This is a genomic window from Pseudomonas putida (assembly GCA_029953615.1).
Lineage (GTDB): Bacteria > Pseudomonadota > Gammaproteobacteria > Pseudomonadales > Pseudomonadaceae > Aquipseudomonas.
On the sequence record CP124529.1, the window covers coordinates 262,620 to 288,109 of the forward strand.

At 63.1% G+C, this 25,490-nt stretch carries 20 protein-coding genes and 3 pseudogenes; 18 read left to right on the forward strand and 5 right to left on the reverse strand.

Features of this window, described 5'->3' with window-relative positions:
• Positions 1 to 200 precede the first annotated feature (200 nt).
• The 3 genes from aat to infA all read left to right on the forward strand — a co-directional run bounded on the left by aat (position 201) and on the right by infA (position 1,966).
• Positions 201 to 881 carry a leucyl/phenylalanyl-tRNA--protein transferase gene (gene aat, locus QIY50_01300; GenBank protein ID WGV20972.1) on the forward strand — a complete coding sequence of 227 codons (681 nt, stop codon included), beginning with the start codon at positions 201 to 203 and terminating at the stop codon, positions 879 to 881.
• Positions 882 to 937: 56 nt separating this feature from the next.
• Complete coding sequence (locus QIY50_01305; protein ID WGV20973.1) at positions 938 to 1,645, forward strand: arginyltransferase; 708 nt, start codon at positions 938 to 940, stop codon at positions 1,643 to 1,645.
• 102 nt (positions 1,646 to 1,747) lie between these two features.
• Entirely contained in the window at positions 1,748 to 1,966 is a 219-nt protein-coding gene (gene infA, locus QIY50_01310; GenBank protein WGV20974.1) for a translation initiation factor IF-1, read from the forward strand.
• A 165-nt stretch (positions 1,967 to 2,131) separates the two neighbouring features.
• Here the strand turns inward: infA and clpA are convergent, their stop codons facing one another.
• Together clpA and clpS are read right to left on the reverse strand one after the other, a co-directional pair.
• Positions 2,132 to 4,402 carry an ATP-dependent Clp protease ATP-binding subunit ClpA gene (gene clpA / locus QIY50_01315; protein ID WGV20975.1) on the reverse strand — a complete coding sequence of 757 codons (2,271 nt, stop codon included), beginning with the start codon at positions 4,400 to 4,402 and terminating at the stop codon, positions 2,132 to 2,134.
• A gap of 30 nt (positions 4,403 to 4,432) precedes the next feature.
• Positions 4,433 to 4,795 (reverse strand): ATP-dependent Clp protease adapter ClpS, encoded by a 363-nt coding sequence (clpS, locus tag QIY50_01320; GenBank protein WGV20976.1) that lies wholly within the window; start codon positions 4,793 to 4,795, stop codon positions 4,433 to 4,435.
• A gap of 230 nt (positions 4,796 to 5,025) precedes the next feature.
• Here clpS and cspD point away from each other — a divergent pair, with 230 nt between their 5' ends.
• On the forward strand, positions 5,026 to 5,280 hold the full coding sequence (gene cspD / locus QIY50_01325; protein WGV20977.1) for a cold shock domain-containing protein CspD: 255 nt from the start codon (positions 5,026 to 5,028) through the stop codon (positions 5,278 to 5,280).
• A 73-nt stretch (positions 5,281 to 5,353) separates the two neighbouring features.
• On the opposite strand, the gene icd is transcribed toward cspD, so the two are convergent.
• Complete coding sequence (icd, locus tag QIY50_01330) at positions 5,354 to 6,610, reverse strand: NADP-dependent isocitrate dehydrogenase (GenBank protein ID WGV20978.1); 1,257 nt, start codon at positions 6,608 to 6,610, stop codon at positions 5,354 to 5,356.
• A 428-nt stretch (positions 6,611 to 7,038) separates the two neighbouring features.
• Here icd and QIY50_01335 point away from each other — a divergent pair.
• The 11 genes and pseudogenes from QIY50_01335 to QIY50_01385 all read left to right on the forward strand — a co-directional run bounded on the left by QIY50_01335 (position 7,039) and on the right by QIY50_01385 (position 20,691).
• Positions 7,039 to 9,265 (forward strand): annotated as a pseudogene (locus QIY50_01335) (NADP-dependent isocitrate dehydrogenase).
• Between the two features lie 191 nt (positions 9,266 to 9,456).
• On the forward strand, positions 9,457 to 9,897 hold the full coding sequence (locus QIY50_01340; GenBank protein ID WGV20979.1) for an NUDIX hydrolase: 441 nt from the start codon (positions 9,457 to 9,459) through the stop codon (positions 9,895 to 9,897).
• A gap of 60 nt (positions 9,898 to 9,957) precedes the next feature.
• Positions 9,958 to 11,082, forward strand: coding sequence for a tRNA 2-thiouridine(34) synthase MnmA (gene mnmA / locus QIY50_01345; protein WGV20980.1), 1,125 nt, complete (start codon positions 9,958 to 9,960; stop codon positions 11,080 to 11,082).
• Entirely contained in the window at positions 11,079 to 11,705 is a 627-nt protein-coding gene (gene hflD, locus QIY50_01350) for a high frequency lysogenization protein HflD (GenBank protein WGV20981.1), read from the forward strand. The genes mnmA and hflD overlap by 4 nt, the downstream gene beginning before the upstream one ends.
• A 215-nt stretch (positions 11,706 to 11,920) precedes the next feature.
• Complete coding sequence (purB, locus tag QIY50_01355) at positions 11,921 to 13,291, forward strand: adenylosuccinate lyase (protein WGV20982.1); 1,371 nt, start codon at positions 11,921 to 11,923, stop codon at positions 13,289 to 13,291.
• Positions 13,292 to 13,373: 82 nt separating this feature from the next.
• A pseudogene (locus tag QIY50_01360) lies at positions 13,374 to 14,541 on the forward strand (cupin domain-containing protein).
• Entirely contained in the window at positions 14,534 to 14,962 is a 429-nt protein-coding gene (locus tag QIY50_01365; GenBank protein ID WGV20983.1) for a GNAT family N-acetyltransferase, read from the forward strand. Before QIY50_01360 ends, QIY50_01365 begins: the two are co-directional and overlap by 8 nt.
• Before the next feature lie 221 nt (positions 14,963 to 15,183).
• Positions 15,184 to 17,141: pseudogene (locus QIY50_01370) on the forward strand (DNA topoisomerase III).
• Between the two features lie 235 nt (positions 17,142 to 17,376).
• Positions 17,377 to 18,666, forward strand: a complete 1,290-nt coding sequence (locus QIY50_01375) for an FAD-binding oxidoreductase (GenBank protein WGV20984.1) — start codon at positions 17,377 to 17,379, stop codon at positions 18,664 to 18,666.
• Positions 18,667 to 18,879: 213 nt separating this feature from the next.
• Positions 18,880 to 19,710 carry an alpha/beta hydrolase gene (locus QIY50_01380; protein WGV20985.1) on the forward strand — a complete coding sequence of 277 codons (831 nt, stop codon included), beginning with the start codon at positions 18,880 to 18,882 and terminating at the stop codon, positions 19,708 to 19,710.
• A 201-nt stretch (positions 19,711 to 19,911) separates the two neighbouring features.
• The gene (locus QIY50_01385; GenBank protein WGV20986.1) at positions 19,912 to 20,691 is read left to right on the forward strand and encodes a TSUP family transporter; all 780 of its coding nucleotides are present in this window, start codon (positions 19,912 to 19,914) and stop codon (positions 20,689 to 20,691) included.
• On the opposite strand, the gene nudC is transcribed toward QIY50_01385, so the two are convergent.
• Both nudC and QIY50_01395 read right to left on the reverse strand, forming a co-directional pair.
• Positions 20,659 to 21,489: an NAD(+) diphosphatase gene (nudC, locus tag QIY50_01390; GenBank protein ID WGV20987.1), complete on the reverse strand. Its 831-nt coding sequence runs from the start codon at positions 21,487 to 21,489 to the stop codon at positions 20,659 to 20,661. The two genes, QIY50_01385 and nudC, sit on opposite strands and share 33 nt — an antisense overlap.
• Before the next feature lie 36 nt (positions 21,490 to 21,525).
• Positions 21,526 to 22,338 (reverse strand): crotonase/enoyl-CoA hydratase family protein, encoded by an 813-nt coding sequence (locus tag QIY50_01395; GenBank protein WGV20988.1) that lies wholly within the window; start codon positions 22,336 to 22,338, stop codon positions 21,526 to 21,528.
• A gap of 150 nt (positions 22,339 to 22,488) precedes the next feature.
• Between QIY50_01395 and nhaB the strand changes: the two genes are divergently transcribed.
• The 3 genes from nhaB to QIY50_01410 all read left to right on the forward strand — a co-directional run bounded on the left by nhaB (position 22,489) and on the right by QIY50_01410 (position 25,427).
• Positions 22,489 to 23,991 carry a sodium/proton antiporter NhaB gene (nhaB, locus tag QIY50_01400; GenBank protein ID WGV20989.1) on the forward strand — a complete coding sequence of 501 codons (1,503 nt, stop codon included), beginning with the start codon at positions 22,489 to 22,491 and terminating at the stop codon, positions 23,989 to 23,991.
• 195 nt (positions 23,992 to 24,186) lie between these two features.
• Entirely contained in the window at positions 24,187 to 24,801 is a 615-nt protein-coding gene (locus QIY50_01405) for a dihydrofolate reductase family protein (protein ID WGV20990.1), read from the forward strand.
• 80 nt (positions 24,802 to 24,881) lie between these two features.
• A complete protein-coding gene (locus tag QIY50_01410) occupies positions 24,882 to 25,427 on the forward strand; it encodes a lipocalin family protein (protein ID WGV20991.1) in 546 nt (181 codons plus the stop codon).
• The last annotated feature ends 63 nt before the right edge of the window (positions 25,428 to 25,490 follow it).

Consider the following 25,490-nt stretch of genomic DNA (forward strand, 5'->3'; position numbering starts at 1 on the left):
TGTGTTTTTGCACAGGTGTGACAGCAAATGTAGCGGATGGTGCCTGCGGTTTCATGAATGTGTAGGAAATTGCCTAAATTACCGAAGCTCTTGCGCCCTGATAGGAGCAGCCTCGTGCTGGCTTTGGGGGTCAAAGAGATTGACCCTGCTTTTCGCCCGCGCCATGCTGCCCTCTCCCCTCCCCCACCGCACGATAGACCATGCTCACCTGGCTGACCCGCGACTCGCTGACCTTCCCGCCCCTGGAAAAGGCCCTGCACGACCCCAATGGCCTGCTGGCTGCCGGCGGCGACCTGAGCCCCGAGCGCCTGGTGCAGGCCTATCGCCACGGCTGCTTCCCGTGGTACCAGGACGGCCAGCCAATCCTCTGGTGGTCACCCGACCCGCGCACGGTGCTGCTCCCGGATCAGCTGCACGTGTCGCGCTCGCTGGCCAAGCTGATGCGCCAGGGGCGGTACCAGGTCAACTTCGACACTGACTTCGCCGCCGTCATCGCCGCCTGCGCCGCGCCACGTGACTACGCCGACGGCACCTGGATCACCGACACCATGCGCGCCGCCTACTGCGAGCTGCACCAGCGCGGCATCGCCCATTCGGTGGAAGTGCGCCAGGATGGCGAGCTGGTCGGTGGCCTGTACGGCCTGGCCATGGGCCAGCTGTTCTTCGGCGAATCGATGTTCAGCCGCGCCGACAACGCTTCGAAGGTCGGCTTCGTGACCCTGGTCAACCACCTGCGCCAGGCCGGTTTCGTCCTCATCGACTGCCAGATGCCGACCAACCACCTGCATAGCCTGGGCGCCCACGCCATCAGCCGCGCCGAGTTCGCCGGCTACCTGGCACGCCACCTCGACCAGCCCAACAGCGCCACATGGGTTCCCTAGGCGAGTTCCCATAGCTGGCTTACACTTAAAACAAAGTCTCACCGAGGGGGTTGATCATGACAGAGTTGGCGCGGTTGAAGTTCTATGCCACTCAACCCCACTCCTGCAGCTACCTGCCCGACGAACAGGCAACCACGCTGTTCCTCGACCCTAGCCAGCCGATGGACGTGCATGTATACGCCGACTTGTCGGAAATGGGCTTTCGCCGCAGCGGCGACCACCTTTACCGCCCGCACTGCCAGAACTGCAATGCCTGCGTGCCGGCCCGCATCCCGGCGGCGCGCTTCATCCCCAATCGCCAGCAACGGCGCATCCTCAAGCGCAACGCCGACCTGACCGTGAGCGCAGCGCGCCCGGCATTCAAGGAAGAGTACTTCGAGCTGTACCGGCGCTATATCGAAACGCGCCATGCCGACGGTGACATGTACCCACCCAGCCGCGACCAGTTTTCTACCTTCCTGGTGCGCGACCTGCCGTTCTGCTGGTTCTACGAGTTCCGCCTGGAAGGCCGCCTGATGGCGGTAGCGGTATGCGACCTGCTGCCCAATGGCCTTTCGGCGGTGTATACCTTCTACGAGCCGGACGAAGAACGCCGCAGCCTGGGCCGCTTCGCCATCCTCTGGCAGATCACCGAAGCCCTGCGCCAGAACCTGGAGGCGGTTTACCTGGGTTACTGGATCAAGAACTGCAAGAAAATGAACTACAAGACACAGTATCGGCCTATCGAATTGTTGATAAATCAGCGCTGGGTCACCCTCAACTGAAAGGCATTGGCTTGACACACAGTTTTCGGGCATAATCCACGCCACTTTTTTGCCCGGTGCGGTTATGCGTCGGGCCAACACTGGATCCGAGGGCTCTACTGCATGTCGAAAGAAGACAGCTTCGAAATGGAAGGTACTGTCGTCGACACCCTGCCCAACACCATGTTCCGCGTGGAGTTGGAAAACGGGCACGTCGTAACCGCGCACATCTCCGGAAAGATGCGCAAGAACTACATCCGTATTCTCACTGGCGACAAGGTCCGCGTCGAACTGACGCCTTACGACCTGAGCAAGGGCCGCATCACCTACCGTGCGCGCTAATCTCAAGCCATGAAAAAGCCCGGCGATGTGCCGGGCTTTTTTGTGCTTTCAGGATTGTTGGGGCTGCTTTGCAGCCCTTCGCGGGCACGCCCGCTCCCACAGGTAATAGCTATCCCCCTGTGGGAGCGGGCGTGCCCGCGAAGGGCCGCATAGCGGCCCCATCTATCACGCAACCTCAGCGGTGGTCTCGAAGTCGAACACCAGTTCGCCATCGCGCAGGTCGACGTGCACCACGCCACCATGCTCGGCCAGTTCGCCAAACAGGATCTCCTCGGCCAGCGGCCGCTTGATCTTGTCCTGGATCAGCCGCGCCATCGGCCGCGCACCCATCTGCACGTCGTAGCCCGAGGCCGCCAGCCAGCCGCGCGCATCGTCACTGACCTCCAACAGCACCCGCTTGTCTTCCAGCTGCGCCTGCAGTTCGATAAGGAACTTGTCGACGATGCTCTTGATCGTCTCGTGGCTCAGGCGGCCGAACTGGATGATGGTATCCAGGCGGTTGCGGAACTCCGGCGTGAAGCTCTTGCGGATGACTTCCATGGCATCGGACGCATGGTCCTGATGGGTGAAGCCGATCGAGGCCCGCGCGGCGGTTTCTGCGCCAGCGTTGGTGGTCATGATCAGGATCACGTTGCGGAAGTCGGCCTTGCGCCCGTTGTTGTCGGTCAGGGTACCGTGGTCCATCACCTGCAGCAGCAGGTTGAAGACTTCCGGGTGGGCCTTCTCGATTTCGTCGAGCAGCAACACGCAGTGCGGCTGCTTGGTGATCGCCTCGGTCAGCAAACCACCCTGGTCGAAGCCAACATAACCAGGAGGCGCACCGATCAGGCGCGACACGGTGTGGCGCTCCATGTATTCGGACATGTCGAAGCGCACCAGCTCCACGCCCAGCGCCTTGGCCAGTTGCCGTGCCGCTTCGGTCTTGCCGACGCCGGTGGGGCCGGCGAACAGGAACGAACCGACAGGCTTGTCTGGCGACTTGAGGCCGGCACGGGACAGCTTGATGGCGGTGGCCAGCGAATCGATCGCCTGGTCCTGACCGAATACGGTCAGTTTCAGGTCACGCTCCAGGTTGCGCAGCAGCTCCTTGTCGGAACTGGTGACGTGCTTCGGCGGAATCCGCGCGATCTTGGCGACGATGTCTTCGACCTGCGGCACGTCGATGCGCTTGACGCGGTTGGCCTCCGGCTGCAGGCGCTGGTAGGCACCGGCTTCGTCGATCACGTCGATGGCCTTGTCCGGCATGTGCCGGTCATTGATGTAGCGCGAGGCCAGCTCGGCAGCGGCGCGCAGGGCTTCGTCGCTGTACTCGATGTTGTGGTGGCTTTCGAAGCGCCCTTTCAGGCCACGCAGGATACCCACGGTGTCTTCGACCGACGGCTCGCTGACATCGACCTTCTGGAAGCGCCGTGCCAGGGCACGGTCCTTCTCGAAGATGCCGCGGAACTCCTGGAAGGTGGTCGAGCCGATGCAGCGGATTTCGCCGGACGACAGCAGTGGTTTGAGCAGGTTGGAGGCATCCATCACCCCGCCCGACGCCGCACCTGCACCAATGATGGTGTGGATTTCGTCGATGAACAGGATTGCCTGCGGGCGCTTGCGCAGCTCACCGAGCAGCGCCTTGAAGCGCTTCTCGAAGTCGCCACGGTACTTGGTACCGGCCAGCAGTGCGCCGAGGTCGAGGGAATACACCACGCTCTGCGCCAGCAGGTCGGGCACCTGGCCATCGACGATGCGCTTGGCCAGGCCTTCGGCGATGGCGGTCTTGCCCACCCCGGCCTCACCCACCAGCAGCGGGTTGTTCTTGCGCCGACGGGCAAGAATTTGCGCCACGCGCTCCACTTCCTGCTCGCGGCCTACCAGCGGGTCGATACGGCCAGCACGGGCCAGCTCGTTCAGGTTGCTGGCATAGGCATCCAGCGGGTTGCTCGAAGAGGCGGTATCGCCGCCCTCTTCGTCCTGCATTTCCTGGTCGCTTTCGGCATGCGAACCATGGCCCGGCACCTTGGAGATACCATGGGCGATGTAGTTGACCACGTCGATGCGGGCCACGCTCTGCTGCTTGAGCAGGAACACGGCCTGGCTTTCCTGTTCGCTGAAGATCGCCACCAGCACGTTGGCGCCAGTGACTTCGCGCTTGCCGGAGCTTTGCACGTGGAACACGGCACGCTGCAGCACACGCTGGAAGCCCAGGGTCGGCTGGGTTTCGCGGTCTTCGTCGTTGACCGGGATCAGGGGTGTGGTGGAATCGATGAACTCTTGCAGGTCGTGCTTGAGTTTGTCGAGATTGGCGCCACAGGCGCGCAGAACGGTCGCGGCAGCCTCATTGTCAAGGAGTGCCAGCAGCAGATGTTCGACGGTCATGAACTCATGACGCTTCGAACGAGCCTCCTTGAAGGCAAGATTGAGGGTGACTTCGAGCTCGCGGTTTAACATAGCTTCACCTCATACCCAAGTGGTCGGCGATTAACCGTCCTTCTCGATTTCACAGAGTAGCGGATGCTGGCTTTCCCTGGCGTATTGGTTGACCTGCATAGCCTTTGTTTCGGCGATGTCACGGGTAAACAATCCGCACACTGCCCGCCCTTCGGTATGGACGGTCAGCATGATCTTGGTCGCCAGCTCGCGGTTCAGATTGAAGAACGTCTCGAGCACTTCGACGACGAAATCCATCGGCGTGTAGTCATCGTTGAACAAAACCACCTTGTACATCGGTGGTGCCTGCAGGATCGGCTTGGCTTCCTGAACTGCAAGACCTGAGCCGTCGTCCTCATTCGATTGCGGGCGATCCTGATTGAATGTTAGTCGAATCTCACTAGGTGCATGCATGGAAAGAATTTCATCATGAGCGACAGGTTAAGGTTGTGGGTTGACTGCGAAGGGCACGGCCAGCGCAGGCGCCGGGCGACCTTGACTATCGGCAAAACGGTGTTACAACCAATAAGAACCCACCGTGGTCGATAAAGATCCGCGCAGTCAACCAGATTTTTCGCATGGTTCGTATGCGGATGAAGTGGATGATACTCCAGTGATGGAGTCCTTTGCAGAGGGACATAAGGATGGCAAGCGGTAAAGTCAAGTGGTTCAACAATGCCAAGGGCTACGGATTCATCAATGAAGAGGGCAAGACTGACGACTTGTTCGCTCATTATTCAGCCATCCAGATGGACGGGTACAAGACGCTCAAGGCCGGCCAAGCTGTGAGTTTCGACATCGTCCAGGGGCCCAAAGGCCTGCACGCGGTGAATATCAGCAGCGCCGCTGCCGCCACTGCCGCCAGCGCACAGCAAACCGGCAGCACTGCCGACGCCTGACTTGCCGCGCCGCCTGCCGGTATACGAAAAAACCGGCCGTTTCTTTACTGGAAGCGGCCGGTTTTCCATTGCCTTACATATGCTTGATCATTTCATCGCCAAAGCCTGAACTGCTCACCAGCGTCGCACCGTCCATCAGCCGCTCGAAGTCGTAGGTCACGGTCTTGGCGGCAATCGCGCCGTTGGTGCCCTTGATGATCAGGTCGGCCGCCTCGGTCCAGCCCATGTGCCGCAGCATCATCTCTGCCGACAGGATCACCGAGCCCGGGTTGACCTTGTCCTGCCCGGCATACTTGGGCGCGGTGCCGTGGGTGGCCTCGAACATGGCCACGGTATCGGACAGGTTGGCCCCCGGCGCGATGCCGATACCACCCACCTCTGCCGCCAGGGCATCGGACAGGTAGTCACCGTTGAGGTTGAGGGTGGCGATCACGTCATACTCTGCCGGGCGCAGCAGGATCTGCTGCAACATCGCATCGGCGATGGCGTCCTTGACGATGACCTCACGGCCGCTCTTGGGGTTCTTGAACTTCATCCACGGGCCGCCATCGAGCAGCTCGGCCCCGAACTCGTCGCGGGCCACTTCATAGCCCCAGTCCTTGAACGCGCCCTCGGTGAATTTCATGATGTTGCCCTTGTGCACCAGGGTCAGCGACTCGCGGTCGTTGTCCACCACGTACTGCAGGGCCTTGCGCACCAGGCGTTTGGTGCCCTCGCGGGACACCGGCTTGACGCCAATGCCGCAGTCCTGGTCAAAGCGGATCTTGGTAACGCCCATTTCCTCCTTGAGGAACTTGATCACCTTGTTCGCCTCGGGCGAACCGGCCTTCCACTCGATGCCGGCATAGATGTCCTCGGAGTTCTCGCGGAAGATCACCATGTCCACATCGCCAGGCTTTTTCACCGGGCTCGGTACACCCTGGAACCACAGCACCGGGCGCAGGCACACGTACAGGTCGAGCTGCTGGCGCAAGGCCACGTTGAGTGACCGGATGCCACCGCCCACCGGGGTGGTCAGCGGCCCCTTGATCGACACCACGTAATCACGCACGGCATCGAGGGTTTCCTGGGGCAGCCAGGTGTCCTGGTCGTACACCTGGGTGGCTTTTTCGCCGGCGTACACCTCCATCCATGCGATCTTGCGCTTGCCGCCGTAGGCCTTCTGCACGGCGGCGTCGACCACCTTGATCATTACCGGCGAGACATCGACGCCAATCCCGTCGCCCTCGATATAAGGAATGATCGGGTTGTCAGGCACGTTGAGCGAATGGTCGGCATTGACGGTGATCTTGGCGCCGTCGGTCGGAACCTTGATTTTCTGGTATCCCATGCTTGCACTACTCCGCGGTCGGGTGTGGTTTGGACATCAAGTGATGCAATGAGCCTAAACCACATCTGCGGACCTGCAAGGCATGCGACAACCCGCCACATTGCCGCTTAGTCTTTGGTCTTATAAATGGCCCGATATCACTTGGCCTTGCTGATTAGCCCGAATGGTTTGGTATACTGCGCCGCGACCGAAGGGTCATCGGGGCGATCCCTAGGAAAATGCGGACCGCCCTTGGCCATGAATGGACACAAAGCCTGGCCATAAAAGCCTGGGTTGTTACCGCAGCTCAGCACTTGACGCTCGACTGATGCATCCACCATCACCGCTCGCAGCCTCTCGACTTTCCGCTCATGGCGCTGCCAGGGCGATGCGCCTACCCTGCGCACCACGAGACTCGAGCACGCTCAGCACACAGAGAGTTAACCCGCATGCCCACCCGTTCCAAGATCATCTATACCTTCACCGACGAAGCCCCCGCACTCGCCACTTACTCGCTGCTGCCGATCATCGAAGCGTTCACCGCTTCGGCTGACATCGCCGTCGAAACCCGCGACATCTCCCTGGCTGGCCGTATCCTCGCCGCTTTCCCGGAGCAACTGGGCGCAGAGAAGCAAGTAGGCGATCACCTGGCGGAACTGGGCCAGCTGGCTACCACCCCGGAAGCCAACATCATCAAGCTGCCAAACATCAGCGCCTCGGTACCGCAGCTGAAAGCCGCGATCAAGGAACTGCAGGGCAAGGGCTTCAACATCCCTGACTACGCCGACGAGCCGGCCACCGAGCAAGAGAAAGAATCCCGCGCCCGCTACGACCGCATCAAGGGCTCCGCCGTGAACCCGGTACTGCGCGAAGGCAACTCCGATCGCCGCGCGCCGCTGTCGGTCAAGAACTACGCCCGCAAGCACCCGCACAAGATGGGCGCATGGGCTGCCGACTCCAAGTCGCACGTTGCCCACATGACCCAGGGCGACTTCTACGGCAGCGAGAAAGCCGCACTGATCGAAGCTGACGACAGCCTGCGCATCGAGCTGGTCGGCAAAGACGGCAGCACCACCGTGCTGAAAGAAAAGACTGCGGTAAAAGCTGCCGAAGTCATCGACTGCGCCACCATGAGCCGCAAGGCCCTGAAAGCCTTCATCGCCGAACAGATCGCCGATGCCAAGGCCTCCGGCGTGCTGCTCTCGGTACACCTGAAAGCCACCATGATGAAGGTCTCCGACCCGATCATGTTCGGTGTCATCGTCGAAGAGTTCTACAACGACGTGCTGGCCAAGCACGCCGCAGCCCTGGCTGAAGTAGGCTTCAACGCCAACAACGGCATCGGCGACCTGTACGCCCGCATCAAGGACCTGCCAGCCGAGAAGCAGGCCGAGATCGAAGCCGACATCCAGGCCCTGTACGCCCAGCGTCCGGCCCTGGCCATGGTCAACTCCGACAAAGGCATCACCAACCTGCACGTGCCGAGCGACGTGATCGTCGACGCCTCGATGCCGGCCATGATCCGTGACTCGGGCAAGATGTGGAACGCCGCCGGCGAACTGCAAGATGCCAAGGCAATCATCCCGGACCGCTGCTACGCCGGTATCTACCAGGCCACCATCGAAGACTGCAAGGCCAACGGTGCCTTCGACCCGACCACCATGGGCAGCGTGCCGAACGTCGGCCTGATGGCGCAGAAGGCCGAAGAATACGGCTCCCACGACAAGACCTTCCAGATCAAGGCCGACGGCGTCGTGCGCGTGGTCGACAGCAAAGGCAAGGGTGGTTCTCGAGCAGAACGTCGAAGCCGGTGACATCTTCCGCATGTGCCAGGTCAAGGACGCGCCAATCCAGGACTGGGTCAAGCTGGCCGTCAACCGTGCCCGCCTGAGCAACACGCCGGCAGTGTTCTGGCTGGACCCGGCCCGCGCCCACGACGGCGTGATGATCGAGAAGGTGCAGAAATACCTGAAAGATCACGACACCAGTGGCCTGGACATCCGCATCCTGGCTCCGGTCGACGCCATCAAGTTCTCCCTGGCCCGCATCCGCGAAGGCAAGGACACCATCTCGGTGACCGGCAACGTGCTGCGTGACTACCTGACCGACCTGTTCCCGATCATGGAACTGGGCACCAGCGCCAAGATGCTGTCGATCGTACCGCTGATGAGCGGCGGCGGCCTGTTCGAAACCGGCGCCGGCGGTTCGGCACCGAAGCACGTGCAGCAGCTGGTGGAAGAGAACTTCCTGCGTTGGGATTCGCTGGGTGAATTCCTGGCCCTGGCCGCTTCCCTGGAGCACCTGGGCAACACCTACGACAACCCGCGCGCCAAAGTACTGGCCAACACCCTGGACCAGGCCACTGGCAAGTTCCTCGACACCAACAAGTCGCCGTCGCGCAAGGTCGGTGGTATCGACAACCGTGGCAGCCACTTCTACCTGACCCTGTACTGGGCCCAGGCCCTGGCTGCGCAGAACGACGACGCTGCCCTGCAGGCACGCTTCGCGCCACTGGCCAAGACCCTGACCGAGAACGAGGAGACCATCGTCGCCGAGCTCAACGCCGTCCAGGGCAAGCCGGCCGACATCGGTGGCTACTACGCCCCGGATGCCGAGCTGACCGCCAAGGTGATGCGCCCAAGCCAGACCCTGAACAGCGCCATTGCCGCCCTGTAAGGCTCGCTTGAAGTAACAGCACAAACCCCGGCCACGCACCGGGGTTTGTGCTTTCTGGATAAACGATTTCTGGCCGCCAGCGCGGACCCTGTGGGAGCGGGTTTACCCGCGAATGCGATGGCGAATCCACTGACGCATTCGCGGGTAAACCCGCTCCCACAAGGGCTGTGCAGGCCTCTAAGGAGCTGTTCATGACCTGGCAACCCCACATCACCGTCGCCACCATCGTCGAACACGAAGGCAAGTTCCTCTTCGTCGAAGAGTTCAAAGCCAACCAGCACGTCTTCAACCAACCCGCCGGCCACCTCGAACCCAACGAGACCCTGCCCCAGGCCGCCCTGCGCGAAACCCTCGAAGAAACCGCCTGGGAAGTCGAGCTTACCGGCGTGGTCGGCATCTACCTGTACACTGCCCCAAGCAACGGCGTGACCTATCAGCGCATCTGCTTCGCCGCCCGCCCCGTGCGCCATCACGCCGACCTGGCACTGGACCGCGACATAGTCCGCGCCGTGTGGCTGACCCGCGACGAACTGCTGGCCGACCCAGCCCGCTGGCGCAGCGAACTGGTGCCACGCTGCCTCGACGACTACCTCAGAGGCCCCTTGCACAGCCTCGACCTGCTGCGCGACTGACGCGCCGTCGCAGGTTTGATAGAATCGACGTTTTTCCCCCCTTGATACACACCGGTAACCATGACCAGCCCAGCACTCAAAGACCCCGCCAAGACCCGCGTCATCGTCGGCATGTCCGGCGGCGTGGACTCTTCCGTCTCCGCCCTTCTGCTCATGGAGCAGGGCTACCAGGTGGAAGGGCTGTTCATGAAGAACTGGGAAGAAGACGACGGCACCGAATACTGCACCGCCCGTGAAGACCTGGCCGACGCCCAGGCCGTGTGCGACCGCATCGGCATCAAGCTGCACACCGCCAACTTCGCCGCCGAATACTGGGACAACGTGTTCGAGCACTTCCTCGAGGAATACAAGGCCGGCCGCACCCCCAACCCGGACATCCTCTGCAACCGCGAAATCAAGTTCAAGGCGTTCCTCGACTACGCCCTGTCGCTGGGTGCCGACCTGATCGCCACCGGCCACTACGTGCGCCGCCGCGACACCGGCGAACTCACCGAACTGCTCAAGGGCCTGGACCCGAACAAGGACCAGAGCTACTTCCTGCATGCCGTCGGCGGCAAGGAAATCGCCCGCACCCTGTTCCCGGTCGGCGAGCTGGAAAAGCCCGAAGTACGCGCCATTGCCGAAAAGCACGGCCTGGCCACCGCCAAGAAGAAGGACTCCACCGGCATCTGCTTCATCGGCGAGCGCCGCTTCAGCGACTTCCTCAAGCAATACCTGCCGGCCCAGCCGGGCAACATCGAAACCACCGACGGTGAAGTGATCGGCCGCCACCACGGCCTGATGTACCACACCATCGGCCAGCGCCAGGGCCTGGGCATTGGCGGCCTGAAGGACGCCGGCGACGAACCGTGGTACGTGCTGCACAAGGACCTGACCCGCAATGTGCTGGTGGTCGGCCAAGGCAACGAACACCCATGGTTGTTCTCACGCGCCCTGCTGGCTTCGGAAATTTTCTGGGTCAACCCGGTCGACCTCAGCAGCCCGCGCCAGCTCACCGCCAAGGTACGCTACCGCCAGAGCGACCAGCAGTGCACCCTGGAACTGACCGAAAGCGGTTACCGTGCGGTATTCGACGAGCCTCAGCGCGCCGTTACCCCGGGCCAGTCGGTGGTGTTCTACGACGGCGAAGTATGCCTGGGCGGCGGCGTGATCGAAGCCGCCGAGCCGTGGAGCCCGCGCGCATGAGCAACCTGCAGGAGCAGCTGATTGCATTGGGTGGTGTGTTCCAGGCCGCTGTACTGGTCGACCGCATCGCCCGAACCGGCCAGGCCAGTGAGGCCAACATCGGCTGCATGCTGGGCAGCCTGCTGGTGCGTGACCCCAAGGACACCCTGGAGGTGTTCGGCGGTGACGACCTGAACCTGCGCGACGGCTACCGCGCGTTGGTCGGCGCGCTGGAGCGCGACCCCAGCAGCCTGCAGCGCGAGCCGCTGCGCTACGCCCTGTCGATGCTGGGCCTGGAGCGCCAGCTGAACAAGCGTGGCGACCTGCTCGAAACCATCGGCAACCGGTTGCCGCAAATCCAGTCCCAGGCCGAGCATTTTGGCCTGGTTCACGAAAACGTCATCGCTTCCAGTGGTGCCTTGTACCAGGACACCCTGAGCACCTTGCGCCAGCGCATCCAGGTGCATGGCGACATGCGCTTCCTGCAACAGGCCAGCAACGCCTCGAAGATCCGCGCCCTGCTGCTGGCCGGCATCCGCGCCGCACGCCTGTGGCGCCAGCTGGGCGGGCACCGCTGGCAGCTGGTGTTCAGCCGGCGCAAGTTGCTCAACGAACTGTACGACATGATGCGTAGCACTAACTGAAAGGCTGTACCTGCCTCTGTGGGAGCGGGCGCGCCCGCGAAACAGGCAACTCGGTGGATGGCACCGGCTTCGCCGGTGTTCGCGGGCACGCCCGCTCCCACGGGATCGCATCAAGCACTTTTGTACGGCCGACCTTTGGTCAGCCACCCGACTCGGGCGCATTTTTCATGTATGATATGCGCCCTTCCAAAAGCCTGACTGTCCGAGAACACCCCATGCAGCTCTCTTCGCTCACTGCGGTTTCCCCTGTAGACGGCCGTTATGCCGGCAAAACCCAGGCCTTGCGCCCCATTTTCAGCGAATTCGGCCTGATCCGTTTCCGCGCCCTGGTCGAAGTGCGCTGGCTGCAGCGCCTGGCCGCCCACCCGCAGATCGGCGAAGTGCCGGCGTTCTCCGCCGAAGCCAACGCCCTGCTGGACAGCCTGGCCACCGACTTCAAGCTCGAGCACGCCGAACGCGTCAAGGAAATCGAGCGCACCACCAACCACGACGTCAAGGCGATCGAATACCTCCTCAAGGAGCAGGCGGCCAAGCTGCCTGAGCTGGCCAAGGTCAGCGAGTTCATCCACTTCGCCTGCACCAGCGAGGACATCAACAACCTGTCCCACGCCCTGATGCTGCGCGCCGGCCGTGACGAAGTGCTGCTGCCGCTGATGCGCCAGATCGCCGATGCCATCCGCGCCCTGGCCCACGCCCACGCCAATGTACCAATGCTGTCGCGCACCCATGGCCAGCCGGCTTCGCCGACCACCCTGGGTAAAGAACTGGCCAACGTCGTGTACCGCCTGGAGCGCCAGATCGCCCAGGTGGCCGCCGTGCCGCTGCTGGGCAAGATCAACGGCGCCGTGGGCAACTACAACGCCCACCTCTCGGCCTACTCGCAGATCGACTGGGAGCAGAACGCCCGCGCCTTCATCGAAGACGAGCTCGGCCTGCAGTTCAACCCGTACACCACCCAGATCGAGCCGCACGACTACATCGCCGAGCTGTTCGACGCCATCGCCCGCTTCAACACCATCCTGATCGACTTCGACCGCGATGTGTGGGGCTACATCTCGCTGGGCTACTTCAAGCAGAAGACCGTTGCCGGCGAAATCGGCTCGTCGACCATGCCGCACAAGGTCAACCCGATCGACTTCGAAAACTCCGAAGGCAACCTGGGTATCGCCAACGCGCTGTTCCAGCACCTGGCCAGCAAGCTGCCGATCTCGCGCTGGCAGCGTGACCTGACCGACTCCACCGTGCTGCGCAACCTGGGCGTGGGCTTTGCCCACAGCGTCATCGCCTACGAAGCCAGCCTGAAAGGTATCGGCAAGCTGGAAGTCAACGAAGCCCGCATCGCCGCCGACCTGGACGCCTGCTGGGAAGTGCTGGCCGAGCCGATCCAGACCGTGATGCGCCGCTTCAACATCGAGAACCCCTACGAGAAGCTCAAAGAGCTGACCCGTGGCAAGGGCATTACCCCGGAAGCGCTGCTGACCTTCATCGACGGCCTGGACATGCCAGCCGACGCCAAGGCCGAGCTCAAGCAGCTGACCCCTGCTACCTACATCGGCAACGCGGCAGCACAGGCCAAACGCATCTAAGCTGACCGTCGCGTTCAACGCCCGGCCTGGCCGGGCGTTTTTATTCCCGGAAAGAAATTACATTTTTTCAATAGGTTGAAACATGAATCCTGATACTCCACTGCAGCTGCTCGGCGGCATCTCGGCCCGCGAATTCATGCGCGACTACTGGCAGAAGAAGCCGCTGCTGGTGCGCCAGGCCTTCCCGGACTTCATCAGCCCGATCGACCCCGACGAGCTGGCCGGCCTGGCCCTGGAAGAGGAAGTAGAGTCGCGTATCGTGCTCGAGCACGGTGCGCACCCGTGGGAGCTGCGCCGCGGCCCGTTCACCGAAGACACCTTCGCCGAGCTGCCGGAAAAGGACTGGACCCTACTGGTGCAGGCTGTCGACCAGTTCGTCCCGGAAGTAGCCGAGCTGCTGGAAAACTTCCGTTTCCTGCCCAGCTGGCGCATCGATGACGTGATGATCAGCTTTGCCGCCCCCGGTGGTAGCGTCGGCCCGCACTTCGACAACTACGACGTGTTCCTGCTGCAGGGCCACGGCCAGCGCAACTGGAAGATCGGCCAGATGTGCAGCAGCGACAGTTCGCTGCTGGAGCACGGCCGACCTGCGCATCCTCGCCGACTTCGAGCAGAGCGAGGAGTGGACACTGGAGCCAGGCGACATGCTCTACCTGCCACCGCGCCTGGCCCATTACGGTGTGGCCGTGGACGACTGCCTGACCTACTCGGTCGGCTTCCGCGCACCAAGCGCCGCCGAAGTGCTGACCCACTTCACCGATTTCCTCGGCCAGTTCCTGCCCGACGAAGAACGCTACAGCGACGCCGACGCCCAGCCGGTCAGCGACCCGCACCAGATCCAGCACGACGCTCTCGACCGCCTGAAGGCGCTGCTCGACAAGCACATGGGCGACAAGGACCTGCTGCTGACCTGGTTCGGCCAGTTCATGACCGAGCCGCGCTACCCCGAGCAGATCGTCGGTGAAGAGCTGTCCGAGGAAGAGCTGATCGATGCCCTGGAACAGGGCGCCATCCTGATCCGCAACCCGAGCGCGCGCCTGGCCTGGTCGGAATTCGAAGAAGACCTGCTGCTGTTCGCCAGCGGCCGCAGTTGCCCGCTGCCGGGCAAACTGCGCGAGCTGCTGAAGCTGGTTTGTGCGGCCGACGCCCTGCACATCGACAACCTGGGCGAATGGCTGCAGGATGAAGATGGCCTTATGCTGGTACAGCAGCTGGTCAAACAAGGAAGCCTGGGATTCGCCGATGAATAAGATTCGTGTGCGTCTTGCCGACTGGCACAAGGACAACGCCGACATCCGCCGCATCCGCGAAGCGGTGTTCATTGCCGAACAGCACGTGCCGCCGGAGCTGGAGTGGGACTCGGATGACCCGACCGCCGCGCACTTCCTGGCCCTGGAAGGCGACTATCCGATCGGCACCGCCCGCCTGCTGCCTGACGGCACCATTGGCCGGGTCTCGGTACTGAAGGACTGGCGCGGGCTGAAGGTGGGTGACGCGTTGATGAACGCGGTGATTGTCGAAGCCCAGAACCGCGACCTGAAGCAACAGATGCTCAGTGCCCAGGTGCATGCCACGCCGTTCTACGAGCGGTTGGGCTTTCGCGTAGTCAGCGAAGAGTTCCTCGAAGCCGGCATCCCGCACGTGGACATGGTGCGCGACTCGCGCGCCTGATACCTGTACCGGCCTCTTCGCGGGCTTGCCCGCTCCCACAGGACCCCACAGATATTGAATACTGTGCAGTACCTGTGGGAGCGGGCAAGCCCGCGAAGAGGCAGGCACAGCAAAACACATCTGCTCTGAAAAAACCTGTACATCCATCCAGATAAAACTTGCCTCCGCGCCCTCGCTTGCGCATCCTATCGCCCATCACCCCCGATGAAGCGTCCCCGGCCATGCGCCTGTTCCTCTGCGAAAAACCCTCCCAGGCAAAAGACATCGCCAAAGTGCTCGGCGCCAACCGCAAGGGCGATGGCTGTTGGCAAGGCACTGACGTCTGCGTCACCTGGTGCATCGGCCACCTGCTGGAAACTGCTCCGCCCGACAGCTACGACGAACGCTACAAGCGCTGGAACCTGGCCGACCTGCCGATCATTCCGGACAAATGGAAGATGCTGGTCAAGCCCAAGACTGCCAGCCAGTTCAAGGCGGTCAAGCGCCTGCTCGGCGAAGCGCGCGAACTGGTGATCGCCACCGACGCCGACCGCGAGGGCGAAATGATCGCTCGCGAACTGGTCGAGCATTGCCGCTACCGCGGCCCGGTGCAGCGCCTGTGGCTGTCGGCACTGGACGACGCCTCCATTCGCAAGGCCCTGGCGCGACTGCTGCCGGGCCATGAAACCTTCAACCTGTACCACTCGGCGCTGGGCCGATCGCGCGCCGACTGGCTGATTGGCATGAACATGAGCCGGCTGTTCACCCTGCTGGGCCGCCAGTCGGGCTATCAGGGCGTGTTGCCGGTGGGCCGGGTGCAAACGCCAACCTTGCGCCTGGTGGTCGACCGCGACCGCAGCATCGCCGACTTCGTGCCGGTTCCGTTCTGGGCCATCGAAGTGCAGCTGGAGCACTCAGGCCAGGGCTTCAATTAGCCCAGTGGCGCGCTCCCGAGGACGCCTGCGACGACCAAGGCCGCTGCCTGAATCAGGCCCTGGCGCAACAGGCCGCCAGCGACATCAACCAGGCCGGCACTGCCAGGGCCGTGAAGGTGACCACCGAGCGCGTGCGTGAAGCGGCACCCCTGCCCTTCGACCTTGGCACCCTGCAGGAGCTGTGCTCGAAAAAGTTCGGCCTCGGCGCCCAGGAAACCCTCGACATAGCCCAGGCCCTGTACGAAACCCACAAGCTGATCACCTACCCGCGCAGTGACTGTGGCTACCTGCCGCAAAGCCAGCACGGCGAAGCACCGGCCATCCTTGCTGCACTGCAACGGGCTGATGCCAGCCTGGCGCCGCTGCAACCCTACCTGGAGCCGCAGCGCCGTTCACGGGCGTGGAACGACGCCAAGGTCAGCGCCCACCACGGCATTATCCCCACCGCTGCCGCCAGCGACCCGTCGCGCCTGCCGGCCAAGCACAAGGCGGTGTACACCCTGGTCCGCGCCCGCTACCTGGCGCAATTCCTGCCCAACCACGAGTTCGACCGCACCCAGGCCGACTTCGACTGTGCCGGGCATGCCCTGCGCGCGGTGGGCAAGCAGATCGTCGAACCGGGGTGGCGCCGTGCGCTGCCCGAAGCGCTGACCCCGGCCAAGGGCCGCGAGGCACCACCGGCTCAGGTATTGCCAGCGCTGCGCGAAGGCCAGGACTGCACAGTGCAGGGTCTACAACTGAAGGACCTGTGGACCCAGCCGCCCAAGCCGTTTACCGAAGGCGACCTGATCAAGGCAATGAAGAACGTCGCCAAGCTGGTAGACGACCCACGGCTGAAGCAGAAGCTCAAGGAAACCACCGGTATCGGCACCGAAGCCACCCGCGCCAGCATCATCCAGGGCCTGCTTGACCGTGGTTACCTGGTGAAGAACGGCAAGGCCCTATCCGCCACCCCTGCGGCCTTCAGCCTGATCGACGCCGTGCCACGCGCCATTGCCGACCCGGGCACCACGGCAATCTGGGAGCAGGCGCTGGACATGGTGCAGAGTGGCGAGATGACGCTGGAGGAGTTCGTCGCCCGGCAGTCGGCATGGATGGGCAAACTGGTCGAACGCTGCAGCGGCATGCGCATGACCATCAGCGGGGCGGCGGCCGGGGCTGCGCCGCCGTGGAAGAAGAAGCGGCGGAGTGGCGGGAAGAGCAAGACAGCTGGAGCCAAAACTGCCAGCAAGCCGCGACAGCCCCGGAAAAAAGCGGCAACCTGAAGCTTTTGCACTGTCATTTCTGGCCCTATCGCCGGCAAGCCAGCTCCCACAGGTACTGCACAGTATTCAAGACCTGTGGCGATCTTGTGGGAGCTGGCTTGCCGGCGATAGGGCCAGATCAGGCATTACCTAACACTCAGGCAAACCACAAGTCCTGCCCGATACATTGGCACCATGAAATTTAACTGCTAAGTTTTCATGAAAATAAACACAAAAAATTTCATGAGACCCCTGCATGTTCAAACAATCCGCCCAGCACGTCGCCAGCTACTACGCCCAGACCTACCCCGCCAGCATTCCCCTGCACCCCACCCTGCAAGGCAGCCACGACACCGATGTACTGATCATTGGCGCCGGTTTCAGCGGCCTGCACACCGCCCTGCGCCTGACCCAGGCCGGCAAGCGTGTAACGCTGCTGGAAGCCAGCCGCGTGGCCTGGGCCGCGTCCGGCCGCAACGGTGGCCAGGCACTGCTCGGCTGGTCGTGCGACATGCCGCCGCTGGAGAAGGCCTTGGGCGTCGAACGCACTCGACGCCTGTGGGCGAGCATGTGCTGGGCAGCCGAGGAAATGCGCGAACTGCCCGGGCGCCATGGCTTCGACATCGACTACCGATCGGGCAGCCTGTGGGCTGCCGTGCTGCCGCGCAGGGTTAAGCTGCTGGAGGAGGCCCTGCACGAGGCCGAACACAAATGGGGCTACGACGCCCTGCGCCTGATCGGCCGCGACGAGCTGCCGCAATGGATCGACAGCCCGCGCTACCAGGCCGCGCTATACGACGCCAAAGGCGCCCACCTCAATCCGCTCAAACTGGCCCAGGGTCTGGCCAGTACCATCGAGGCAGCTGGCGGGCGCATCTTCGAACAAAGCCAGGTGCTCGACTATCAACAGACCGGTAGCGGCTACATCGCCCGCACCGTGCGTGGCGAAGTGCGCAGCGACGTGCTGGTACTGGCCTGCAACGCCTACATCGACCGCCTCGACCGCAGCCTGTCACGCCGCCTGCTGCCCGTCGGGTCCTACCAGGTGGCCACGGCGCCACTGGACGCGGACTTCGCCCGTTCGCTGCTGCCACGCAACAGTTGCGTGATCGACAACCAGTTCGTGCCCGACTACTTCCGCCTCACCCCTGACCACCGCCTGCTGTTCGGCGGCGGCTGCACCTACCTGGGCGGTATTCCCAAGGACGTCGCCAGCGCTACCCGCCCCTACCTGGAGCGGGTGTTCCCGCAACTGGCCGGCGTAGCCATCGACTACGCCTGGGGCGGCCATATCGATTGCAGCATCCAGCGCACCCCGGATGTCGGCCGCGAGGGCCAGCGCTACTGGCTGCAGGGCTTCTCCGGCCACGGTGTACTGCCGACCTTGGCGGCGGCGCGGGCCGTGAGCGATGCCATTCTGGGTGACAACGACTTGCTGACACTGTACCAAGGCATCGACAACGGCCGCTTCCCCGGCGGCGACCTGCTGGCGGCGCCGCTGGAGGCTGCGGCCAAGGCCTGGTACCGGATGCGCGACCGCGTCTGAGACGCCCGGCTCTGGTTCCCATAACCTGTTCTGGCCCTATCGCCGGCAAGCCAGCTCCCACAGGATCACCACAGGTTGCAAATACTGCGCAGTACCTGTGGGAGCTGGCTTGCCGGCGATGAGGCCGGTACTGCCAATACAAATTCCAGCGCCAGGATAAATTCCTCCTATCCTCAATAGCTCCCTTCGCTTCCTGCACACAGGAGACCGACCATGAGCTATGTAACCACGAAGGATGGTGTACAGATCTTCTACAAGGACTGGGGCCCGCGCGACGCGCCGGTCATCCACTTCCACCACGGCTGGCCGCTCAGTGCCGACGACTGGGACGCGCAAATGCTGTTCTTCCTCGCCCACGGTTACCGCGTGGTCGCCCACGACCGCCGCGGCCATGGACGCTCCAGCCAGGTATGGGACGGCCACGACATGGACCACTATGCCGACGACGTGGCAGCAGTTGTCGCTCACCTGGGCATCCAGGGCGCCGTGCATGTCGGCCATTCGACCGGCGGTGGCGAAGTGGTGCGCTACATGGCCCGGCACCCTGAAGACAAGGTGGCCAAGGCCGTGCTTATCGCCGCCGTACCGCCATTGATGGTGCAAACCCCCACTAATCCCGGTGGCCTGCCCAAATCCGTTTTCGACGGTTTCCAGGCCCAGGTCGCCAGCAACCGTGCGCAGTTCTATCGCGATGTACCGGCCGGGCCGTTCTACGGCTACAACCGCCCTGGTGCAGAAGCGAGTGAGGGCATCATTGGCAACTGGTGGCGCCAGGGCATGATCGGCAGCGCCAAGGCCCATTACGATGGCATCGTGGCGTTTTCGCAGACCGACTTCACTGAAGACCTGAAAGGCATCAAACAGCCGGTACTGGTGATGCATGGCGACGACGACCAGATCGTGCCGTATGAAAACTCCGGGGTGCTATCGGCCAAGCTGCTGCCCAATGGCACGCTGAAAACCTACAAGGGCTACCCGCATGGCATGCCGACCACCCATGCCGATGTGATCAATGCGGATTTGCTGGCGTTTATCCGTAGCTGATGTGATTGCCTGTACCGGCCTCTTCGCGGGTGAACCCGCTCCCACAAGGACCGCACGTGTATTCAGACGTGCATATAACCTGTGGGAGCGGGCGAGCCCGCGAAAGGGCCGGCACTGGCAACACACCTCCCCCAGGATTACCATGTCACCCTTCTAGCGCGGCCCATTTGCCGCCCCTTGCCCCCTGCCTGCCAAAACCCCATGCCCTTCGAACTCACCGTAGAACCCCTAACCCTGCTGATCCTGGCTCTGGTCGCCTTCGTCGCCGGTTTCATCGATGCCATCGCCGGCGGTGGCGGCCTGCTCACCACCCCGGCGTTGCTCACTGCCGGCATGCCACCGCACCTGGTACTGGGCACCAACAAGCTCAGTTCCACCTTCGGCTCGGCCACCGCCGGCTTTACCTACTACAGGCGCAAACTGTTCCACCCGGCACAATGGCGCCCTGCGTTGTTCGCCACCTTGACCGGGGCGTTGCTCGGCGCGGTCATCGCCCACTACATGCCGGCCGAATGGCTGAACAAGATGCTGCCGGTGATCGTTTTCGCCTGTGGCGTGTACCTGCTGTTCGGCGGCACGCCCAAGGCGCCGCTGGACGCCGATGCGCCGATCAGGAAGAAATGGCAGGTACCGCAAGGCTTCACCCTGGGCTTCTATGACGGCGTGGCCGGCCCGGGTACCGGTGCGTTCTGGACAGTCAGCACCCTGCTGCTGTACCCCATCGACCTGGTCCGTGCCAGCGGCGTGGCACGCAGCATGAACTTCGTCAGCAACATCGCAGCGCTGACGGTATTCATCATTTCCGGGCAGGTGGACTACATCGTCGGCCTGTGCATGGGCCTGTCGGTGATGGTCGGCGCCTTCTTCGGCGCACGCACGGCGATCAGTGGCGGCAGCAAGTTCATCCGCCCGGTGTTCATCACCGTGGTGCTGGCATTGACCGTGCGCCTAGCGTGGCAGCACTGGTTCGGGCAAGCCTGAGCGCCTGGCTACATAAAGGTCGATCAGATACCGGGCAATCGACCGCCCGGCCGGCAGCGGCGGCAGGTCGTGGACGCTGAACCACTTGGCGTCCTCGATCTCGTCCGGCTGCATGACGATCTCGCCACCAGCATATTCGGCGTGAAAGCCCAGCATCATCGAATGCGGGAACGGCCAGCACTGGCTGCCGATGTACTGGATGTTCTGCACCTCCACCGCCACCTCTTCACGCACTTCGCGCACCAGGCAGTCCTCGGCCGACTCGCCCGGTTCGGCGAAGCCCGCCAAAGTGCTGTACACCCCGGAAACGAAACGTGGCGAACGCGCCAGCAGGATTTCGTCGCCACGGGTTACCAGCACGATCATGCTTGGCGAGATGCGCGGGTAGCTGCGCAGGTCGCAGGGCTGGCAGTACATCGCCCGTTCCCAGCGGATTTGCGTCATCGCCTGGCCGCAGCTGCCGCAAAAGCGGTGCTCGCGGGCCCAGGTGCCGATCTGCGCGGCATAGCCCAGCACTTTGTAGGTGTCGAAATCCCCTTCGAGCATGAACGCACGCAGGCCGCGCCAGGCGCAGCCGGGCACGTCGGTGGCGCTGCGCAGCTCCAGCAGGAACACCGGCTGGCCGTCGAAGTGGCCGATGCCGTGCTCGCACAACACATCGAGGTCCTGGCGCTTGAGCCAGTCACGGGGGAACAGCGCGCCGTTGTCGTCCACCAGGAACCCTTCCGGGCTGCGGGCCACGGCCAGCCCCCCGGTGATCTGCGGGTCGAGTACTGCGGTAGTCCAGCGTGCTGACATGTCGGGGGTTCCTTTACTGCGCGTCCCCCGCCCTGATCAGTCGGCGAACGTCGGTTTCTGTTTGCTCATGTGCGCCGCCACGGCCACGCGCAGGTCTTCGGACTGCAGCATCGCAGCGTTCCAGGTGGCGATGTACTCCAGACCATCGTCGATGCGATGGTCACGCATGTAGCTGAGCATTTCCTTGGTGCCGGCCACGGCAATCGGCGATTTTGCGGCAATCTCGCCGGCAATGGCAAAGACCCCGTCCATCAGCGCGGCCTGATCATCATAGACCCGGTTGACCAGGCCGATGCGCAGCGCCTCTTCGGCCTCGACATTGCGCCCGGTGAAAGCCAGCTCACGCATCATGCCGTCACCGATGATACGAGGCAAACGTTGCAGTGTGCCGACATCGGCGGCCATGCCCATGTCGATTTCCTTGATGGAGAACTGCGCGTCGCTGCTGCAGTAGCGCATGTCGCAGGCCGAGATCAGGTCGATGGCGCCGCCAATGCAGTAACCCTGTACCGCGGCCAGTACCGGTTTGCGGCATTTGTCCACGGCATTGAACGACGCCTGCAGGCGCAGGATGGTGCTGCGCAGGAAGCGCGCATTGCGGCCCACGTCCTTGCCCATCTGCCCGGCCAGCGAGGCCAGCATCATCAGGTCGATACCGGCGGAAAAATGCTTGCCGGCACCGCTGATCACCACCGCCCGTACCGCGTCGGTTTCGTCGACCCACCGGAAGATGTCGATGATCTCTTCCCAGAAGGCCGCGTTCATCGCATTGACCTTTTCCGGGCGGTTGATCTGAACGTGGGCGATATGATCGGTCAGTTCGACCTTGAATGCGCTGTAATCGGTCACGGGCGGCACTCCTGTGGGTGAAGGGTTCATGACACGGATGGTAACCCACCCCGATGACCGCGCTTGTGCCAAAAACGGGACTGTACGCCTTGCCTAACACGCGCTGATCCGGCACCGTGCGCCATCGCCGAATCATAAGGATACAAATTCATGCCACGCTCCCTGACCGGCGCCCTCGCCCACAGCTTTCTGGGCCAGTCGCCGCTTTGGTACAAGGCAGTCATATGCCTGTTCCTGGTGCTCAACCCGTTGCTGCTACTGATTGTCGGCCCGGTCGCGGCCGGCTGGGCACTGGTGCTCGAATTCATCTTCACCCTGGGTATGGCCCTGAAATGCTACCCGCTGATGCCCGGCGGCCTGCTGCTGGTCGAGGCGCTGCTGTTGCAGATGACCACCCCGCAAGCCCTGTACGAAGAGCTGCAGCACAACTTTCCGGTGATCCTGCTGCTGATGTTCATGGTGGCGGGCATCTACTTCATGAAGGAACTGCTGCTGTTCCTGTTCTCGCGCATCCTGCTGGGGGTGCGCTCGAAGGCGACCCTGGCGTTGCTGTTCTGTGTGCTGTCGGCGTTCCTCTCGGCGTTTCTCGATGCGCTGACCGTAACCGCCGTGATCATCAGCGCCGCAGTTGGGTTTTATGCGGTGTATCACCGCGTCGCCTCCGGGGCCAACCCGCGCGAAGACAGTGCGCTGGACAGCGACCAGCAGGTCGCACAATTGCACCGTGAACACCTCGACCAGTTCCGCGCGTTCCTGCGCAGCCTGCTGATGCATGGTGCGGTGGGTACTGCCCTGGGTGGCGTGTGCACGCTGGTGGGCGAGCCGCAGAACCTGCTGATCGGCCATGAGATGGGCTGGCACTTTGCCGATTTCTTCCTGAAGGTGGCGCCGGTGTCGCTGCCGGTGCTGGGCGCCGGCCTGCTGACCTGCGTGCTGCTGGAGAAGCTGCGCCTGTTCGGCTATGGCACGCTGATGCCCGAGCCAGTGCGCCAGGTGCTTGCCGCCTATGCCGCCGAGGACGATGCCGCACGCACCACTGCCCAACGCATCGCGTTGTGGGTGCAAGGGTGCGCCGCACTGATCCTGATCGTCTGCCTGGGGCTGCACGTTGCCGAGGTCGGTCTGATCGGCCTGATGGTGATCGTGCTGATCACGGCATTTACCGGCATCACTGACGAACACCGCCTGGGCCGTGCCTTCCAGGACGCCATGCCGTTCACCGCGTTGCTGGTGGTGTTCTTCGCCGTGGTGGCGGTGATTCATCAGCAGCAGCTGTTCAGCCCGCTGATTGCCTGGGTGCTGACGCTACCGGCCGAGCAGCAGCCAGGCATGCTGTACCTGGCCAACGGCCTACTGTCGGCAATCAGCGACAACGTATTCGTTGCCACCATCTACATCACCGAGGTGAAGCAGGCGTTCCTCAATGGCGGCATGAGCCGTGAGCATTTCGAGACGCTGGCGGTGGCGATCAACACCGGCACCAACCTGCCCAGCGTGGCGACGCCGAATGGGCAGGCGGCCTTCCTGTTCCTGCTGACTTCGGCGATTGCGCCGCTGATCCGGCTGTCGTACGGGCGGATGGTGTGGATGGCCTTGCCCTATACCGTAGTGATGGGTGGGCTGGGGTGGTGGGCGGTGACCTACTGGCTGTGAGGTAGCAAGTACCGGCCTCTTCGCAGCACAAGGCTGCTCCTACAGGCACTGCACCGCTTTCTGGAGCCGTGGTGATGCTGTGGGAGCGGGCATGCCCGCGAAAGGGCCGGCACAGGTTTGCGCTGTCGATTCTGCTGCCTGCCATTCGACTATCCCATGCCCGCAGCCACCCCGGCTGCCAACAGGAGAGTCCCCATGCGCAAACTCATCGTAGCCGCCTTCATCAGCCTCGACGGTGTCATGCAGGCCCCCGGCGGCCCGCAGGAAGACACCAGCGGCGGCTTCACCTATGGCGGCTGGATCGTGCCCTATGCCGAGGAAGTCTTCGGCCAGGCCATGCAGGCCCTGTTCAGCCAGCCCTTCGAGTTGGTGCTGGGTCGGCGCACCTACGACATCTTCGCCGGCTACTGGCCAAAGGTAAAAGACAGCTCGGAAGACTTCTCCATCGCCAACCTGTTCAACAGCGTGCCCAAGCACGTGGCCACCCACAACCCCTCAACCCTCGACTGGCACAACAGCCATGCCCTGGGCACGGACATCGCCGCAGCGGTTCGCACGCTGAAACAGCAGGACGGCGCCAACCTGCTGACCCAGGGCAGCAGCGAACTGGTGCAGCAACTGCTGGCGGCAGGCCTGGTCGATGAACTGCAACTGCTGATCCACCCGCTGCTGCTCGGCCACGGCAAACGCCTGTTCGGCGACGATGCGGCAGCGGCGGCCTTCACCCTGCAGCACTTGCAGGTTTCGCCAAAGGGCGTGGTCGTCGCCCGGTACGTGCGCGTCGGCGAAGTGCAGACCGGTTCGTTCTGAAAGGTGCAATCCCGTACAACTTTTGCCTCTCGCCCGCATCGAAACACAGGTAAGCCCCGTCCCTATCAAGGAGGTTGACCATGGCGCTACGCACCACGTTGCTGCTTTCCTGCATGACCCTGGCCCTGCTCGGCTGCGCCGGCAACGATCACTCGGCACCACCGCGTACCCAGCAGGTCGACCTGCAACGTTACCAGGGCACCTGGTACGAACTCGCGCGGCTACCGATGTTCTTCCAGCGCAACTGCGTGCAGTCCGAGGCGCACTATGGCCTGCGAGAGGACGGGCGCATTGATGTGACCAACCGCTGCCAGGAAAAAGACGGCCAGTGGAACCAGGCCAAGGGCGTCGCCGAAGCCCAGCAACCGGGCAGCACCGACAAGCTCTGGGTGCGCTTCGACAACTGGTTCAGCCGCATCGCGCCCGGCCTGACCAAGGGCGAGTACTGGGTGCTGTACCACGACAAGGACTACCGCGTGGCCTTGGTCGGCCACCCCAACCGCGAGTACCTGTGGCTGCTTTCGCGCACGCCAGCGGTCACGGACGAGCAGCGCGAACAGCTGCTGACCATTGCTCGCGAACAAGGCTACGACACCAGCAACCTGATCTGGCGGCAGGCCGAGTAGCGGGCCATCGACGGCATGCAGCAATCAGGCTAAGGTGTGCGCCCTTTTTAGTCTCGAAGGAAC

Coding starts and splice junctions, on each gene's coding strand:
- aat (WGV20972.1), top strand. CDS start 201: ATGCTCACCTGGCTGACCCGCGACTCGCTGACCTTCCCGCCCCTGGAA.
- QIY50_01305 (WGV20973.1), top strand. CDS start 938: ATGACAGAGTTGGCGCGGTTGAAGTTCTATGCCACTCAACCCCACTCC.
- infA (WGV20974.1), top strand. CDS start 1,748: ATGTCGAAAGAAGACAGCTTCGAAATGGAAGGTACTGTCGTCGACACC.
- clpA (WGV20975.1), bottom strand. CDS start 4,402: ATGTTAAACCGCGAGCTCGAAGTCACCCTCAATCTTGCCTTCAAGGAG.
- clpS (WGV20976.1), bottom strand. CDS start 4,795: ATGCATGCACCTAGTGAGATTCGACTAACATTCAATCAGGATCGCCCG.
- cspD (WGV20977.1), top strand. CDS start 5,026: ATGGCAAGCGGTAAAGTCAAGTGGTTCAACAATGCCAAGGGCTACGGA.
- icd (WGV20978.1), bottom strand. CDS start 6,610: ATGGGATACCAGAAAATCAAGGTTCCGACCGACGGCGCCAAGATCACC.
- QIY50_01340 (WGV20979.1), top strand. CDS start 9,457: ATGACCTGGCAACCCCACATCACCGTCGCCACCATCGTCGAACACGAA.
- mnmA (WGV20980.1), top strand. CDS start 9,958: ATGACCAGCCCAGCACTCAAAGACCCCGCCAAGACCCGCGTCATCGTC.
- hflD (WGV20981.1), top strand. CDS start 11,079: ATGAGCAACCTGCAGGAGCAGCTGATTGCATTGGGTGGTGTGTTCCAG.
- purB (WGV20982.1), top strand. CDS start 11,921: ATGCAGCTCTCTTCGCTCACTGCGGTTTCCCCTGTAGACGGCCGTTAT.
- QIY50_01365 (WGV20983.1), top strand. CDS start 14,534: ATGAATAAGATTCGTGTGCGTCTTGCCGACTGGCACAAGGACAACGCC.
- QIY50_01375 (WGV20984.1), top strand. CDS start 17,377: ATGTTCAAACAATCCGCCCAGCACGTCGCCAGCTACTACGCCCAGACC.
- QIY50_01380 (WGV20985.1), top strand. CDS start 18,880: ATGAGCTATGTAACCACGAAGGATGGTGTACAGATCTTCTACAAGGAC.
- QIY50_01385 (WGV20986.1), top strand. CDS start 19,912: ATGCCCTTCGAACTCACCGTAGAACCCCTAACCCTGCTGATCCTGGCT.
- nudC (WGV20987.1), bottom strand. CDS start 21,489: ATGTCAGCACGCTGGACTACCGCAGTACTCGACCCGCAGATCACCGGG.
- nhaB (WGV20989.1), top strand. CDS start 22,489: ATGCCACGCTCCCTGACCGGCGCCCTCGCCCACAGCTTTCTGGGCCAG.
- QIY50_01405 (WGV20990.1), top strand. CDS start 24,187: ATGCGCAAACTCATCGTAGCCGCCTTCATCAGCCTCGACGGTGTCATG.
- QIY50_01410 (WGV20991.1), top strand. CDS start 24,882: ATGGCGCTACGCACCACGTTGCTGCTTTCCTGCATGACCCTGGCCCTG.